This is a genomic window from Arthrobacter sp. SPT-J7 (assembly GCF_059089965.1).
Window position 1 is genome coordinate 1 of the sequence record NZ_JBNHFF010000284.1, and the last position, 3651, is coordinate 3651.

Below are 3651 nucleotides of genomic sequence, written 5' to 3' on the forward strand. Positions count from 1 at the left end.
CGTCATAGGTGGCGCCCAGCGGATAGGGATCCCCCGTCCACACTTCCATGTCCGCCTCCATCCCCGATAAGAGAACTCCATCCAACCACAGGGGTGTGACATAGGTGAGGAGGGGGACAGGGCAGTCCTTGCAGTCCTGCGCTGGGCAGGTCGAGGCGGGGCAAAGCTGAACGGGACGAAAGCGCTGGCCCCGTGAGCGCAAGGCGTGAATTACGACGGCGGCTGTGCACCGCCGTCGTAATGCTATCCGCGGATGATGGGGATCCTCCGCTTCGCGGCGCCTTCCTGGTCCGGCAGCGGCACGCGGACTTCGAGAATGCCGTCCCTGTAGGTGGCCTTCACCTCGGTCTGGTCAGCAGCACCGGGGAGGGTGATGGAGCGGGAGAAGGTGCCGTAGCGGAATTCCGAGCGGTACCCTTCCTTGCCTGTGTGCTCTGATTTCTCCTCGTGCCGGACCGTAATGCGCAACTGGTCCCCGGTCAAGGTGATGTCCACGTCCTTGTCCGGGTCGATGCCGGGAACTTCGGCCTTGACCACCAGCGTTCCGTTTTCCTTGTACTCCTCGGTCCGGAGCCACGGATCAAGGTCTCCTTCAAAGAAGCGCCGGAGGGGTTCGGCAATGTCCGAACCTGTCCGCCGGAGAATGCTGTTGTTCATGCCCATGACTCCTTTCGATCAGATAATGCGTGACGCACGGACCGGACCCCGGGCTTCCGCGGTGCCGGCCCGCTGTGGCGGCCCCTTGTGCAGGGGCCTCTTCATGGAAGTGGCTCTCTCAACTGCTAAGTGGCCGACTCTTTTGCCACCAATAAATTACCCAAGCGGGGCGGCTGCATCACGCCTCTCAACAAACTTTCTACGTCTAAGCGGCGATTCCGCTTCTTGTCGTCCCAATACTGCAGACTGTCTCCATGACCTTTGCGAATGTGGGAAGTCTCGGAACCAGGCCCGGCCAGCGCGACGCTGTCGTGTCCATCCTGCTCCGGCCCATGGCCGGGCTGAAGGAGGCAGGCTGCCTGCTGTACGAGGTGGGCGTCAATGACGAGGTGCCGGACACGGTGTTTGTCTCTGAATTGTGGGAATCACCGGAAGCGCACCGGGCCTCACTTCAGCTGGACAGTGTGCGGGCGGCCATCGCCGAGGCGATGCCCTTGCTGTCCGGTGAGATGGGCGGCAACCAATTCACCGTGCTGGGGTCGCCGCTGCGCTGAACCGCGCGCATTGTGTGGAGCTGCAGGCGCACACCCCTGTCCCTCGCACGCGCCAGCAGCTAGGCTCTCGGGCATCGGCTGGACCTGGACAATCGACTGGACTTTGACGAACGGGGTAAAGGACTCACATGAAACCGCTGCCTGCACTTGAACTTGTTGCCCGCCTGGAAGATGCCGAGTGGCTCGATCCCGTGGCCAAGAAGGTCCGGAAAGTAGTAAAACGCACGATCCGTCCGCAGTGGGCCCGCGACATCCTGCATGGAGTGCCCATCGGTCACCCGGTTCATCCTCTCGCTGTGCAGGTTCCCTTGGGTTCATGGATTTCCGCTGCCGTCCTCGATACCCTGCCGGGCAACGACCGGGCAGCAACGCTGCTGATCGGCGTTGGAACTGCCTCCGCTGTGCCTTCCGCAGTGGCAGGCTTCATGGACTGGTCTCAGCTGCACAGCCAGCAGCAGCGGGTGGGCCTGGTCCATGCGGCAGCCAACATTACCGCCGTTAGTCTCTACAGTGCTTCGCTGGTGGCGCGGGCAAGCGGGAAGCAGGGCGCAGGCAAGGTGCTCGCCTGCATGGGCTTGGGAGTCGTCAGCTTTGGCGGCTTCCTGGGCGGCCATCTCAGCTACCGCCAGGCGGCCGGCGTGAACCACAGCGAGGACATTCCGCACCGCTTCCCCAGTGGGTGGCAGGCCCTCGCTCCGTTGGAGGACCTGCCGGAAGGGAAGCTCCACAAGCGGGTGGTGGCCGGACTCCCGTTGCTTGTATTCAGGGAGGCGCAGACGGTCAACGTACTGTCCGACGTCTGCAGCCACCTCTCCGGTCCGCTTCACGAGGGCAAGCTGAAGGGCCGCAGCCCTAACGACGGAGGCAACCCGTGCGTAGTCTGCCCGTGGCACGGCAGCACCTTCTCACTGCGGACCGGAGAGGTGCAGGCAGGGCCGGCCACCGCCAGGCAGCCGAGGTTTGAAATCCGCGTCACCGGTGGGCTGGTGGAAGTGAATCTTCCCGGCGCTGACTAGGTATTTCGGCGCGGCTGAATGAGTTGCATGGAGTTACCTCGTACGCCCATGTCGAGCCACGACTGCGGCTAGACGGGCTGCTGCTGCAGCTCCGTCACCCATTCGCCCCGGCGCAGGACTCCTGCCAGGTTCAGTTGGGGGTCCACCACCACGACGTCGGCCGGCATCCCTGCCCGCAGGTCACCCGCCTGCCGCGACAGTCCCAGGACCGCCGCCGGGACTGCAGTCGCTGACGTGATGGCGTCCCTCATCGCAACGCCGGCTTTAGCAGCGGAGCGGACAACGTCCAGGAGGGTGGCCGTCCCGCCGGCGATCGCGCCCGTACTGTCCACGCGGGCCACGCTTCCATCAACCGTCACGGCCAAGGCGCCCAGCTGGTATTGGCCGTCCTGCAGGCCGGTGGCAGACATGGAGTCGGAAACCAGCGCAATGTTGTCCGCTCCCACCAGCGCAAACACTGTCTGCACTGCCTCGGGAGCCAAATGGACGCCGTCGGCAATGAGTTCCACGACGGCGTTCCCGGCGCGGGCGGCGCTGAGGCAGGCGGAGACAGGGCCGGGGGAGCGGTGGTGCAGGCTGGGCATCGCGTTGAAGAGATGCGTGACTGTTGGGCGCCGGTCTTTGGAGGCCGCGGCAAGGCGTGGATCCTCGGAAAGCGCAGGCGCCAATGAAAGTCCGGCAGCAGCTCGATCCAGGAACGAGGCGGCGGCCGGGTGATCCGCTGCAGTGTGCCCCAGCGACGGAATGACGCCGCGGGCAGCGAGCAGGTCCACCAGCGCGCCGGCGCCCGGAAGCTCGGCGGCCAGCGTCATGGAGGCCAGGGAAGGGCCTGCCGCCTCGAGCAGTTCGTCCACCAACCCCGAATCAGGTTCCAGCAGCAGTGAGGGGTCATGCGCTCCGCACTGCCCGGCTGAGAGGAAGGGACCTTCCAGGTGCGACCCGGCAACCAGCCCCTCCTCCGTGACCGTGCGCAGTGCCTTGAGGTTGCGAAGCAGATCCGCAGGCGCTGCCGTGACAAGGCTGGCCAGCAGGGTGGTGGTGCCCCGGCCATGCAGGTAGCGGGAAGCGGCACGGGCACCCTCGACTGAACCATCGGAGAAGTCCCACCCATGGGCGCCATGGCAGTGCAGGTCCACCAGGCCCGGCATCAGGATGTGCCCCGAACTTTTTCCGGCGGCGCTCCCCCCTGGTGCACTGATGTCTCCTGCAGCTTCCCCGGGGAAGCCCGACGCCGGCCCCGCGTAAGTGATGTATCCGCCGTCGACCGCCATCAGGCCGTCCTCGATGTCCATGCTTCCGGACACGATGCGGCCCCGGAGTATCAGTTCCTCGCCCATAAAGTCGTCACCCTCCTGCTGAAAGCGTTGCTGCCATCTTGGCAGCAAGTATGGGATCAGCGGCGTCGCCCTGGCCGCCTCGGTGGA

4 protein-coding genes are annotated in these 3651 nt (G+C 65.2%); 2 read left to right on the forward strand and 2 right to left on the reverse strand.

Annotation, left to right across the window (positions count from 1 at the left end):
• Positions 1-243: 243 nt before the first annotated feature.
• Complete coding sequence (locus AC5RWX_RS31380) at positions 244-657, reverse strand: Hsp20/alpha crystallin family protein (protein WP_494100102.1); 414 nt, start codon at positions 655-657, stop codon at positions 244-246.
• A gap of 254 nt (positions 658-911) precedes the next feature.
• On the opposite strand from AC5RWX_RS31380, the gene AC5RWX_RS31385 reads away from it, so the two are divergent.
• Positions 912-1211 carry a putative quinol monooxygenase gene (locus AC5RWX_RS31385; protein WP_494100103.1) on the forward strand — a complete coding sequence of 100 codons (300 nt, stop codon included), beginning with the start codon at positions 912-914 and terminating at the stop codon, positions 1209-1211.
• A gap of 128 nt (positions 1212-1339) precedes the next feature.
• Positions 1340-2227: a Rieske (2Fe-2S) protein gene (locus AC5RWX_RS31390; protein ID WP_494100104.1), complete on the forward strand. Its 888-nt coding sequence runs from the start codon at positions 1340-1342 to the stop codon at positions 2225-2227.
• A gap of 68 nt (positions 2228-2295) precedes the next feature.
• On the opposite strand, the gene AC5RWX_RS31395 is transcribed toward AC5RWX_RS31390, so the two are convergent.
• On the reverse strand, positions 2296-3651 hold a 1356-nt coding region (locus tag AC5RWX_RS31395), incomplete at its 5' end, for an N-acetylglucosamine-6-phosphate deacetylase (RefSeq protein ID WP_494100105.1).

Bases quoted from the DNA above. Each gene is read 5' to 3' on its own strand.
- AC5RWX_RS31380 (WP_494100102.1), bottom strand. From the start codon at position 657: ATGAACAACAGCATTCTCCGGCGGACAGGTTCGGACATTGCCGAACCC.
- AC5RWX_RS31385 (WP_494100103.1), top strand. From the start codon at position 912: ATGACCTTTGCGAATGTGGGAAGTCTCGGAACCAGGCCCGGCCAGCGC.
- AC5RWX_RS31390 (WP_494100104.1), top strand. From the start codon at position 1,340: ATGAAACCGCTGCCTGCACTTGAACTTGTTGCCCGCCTGGAAGATGCC.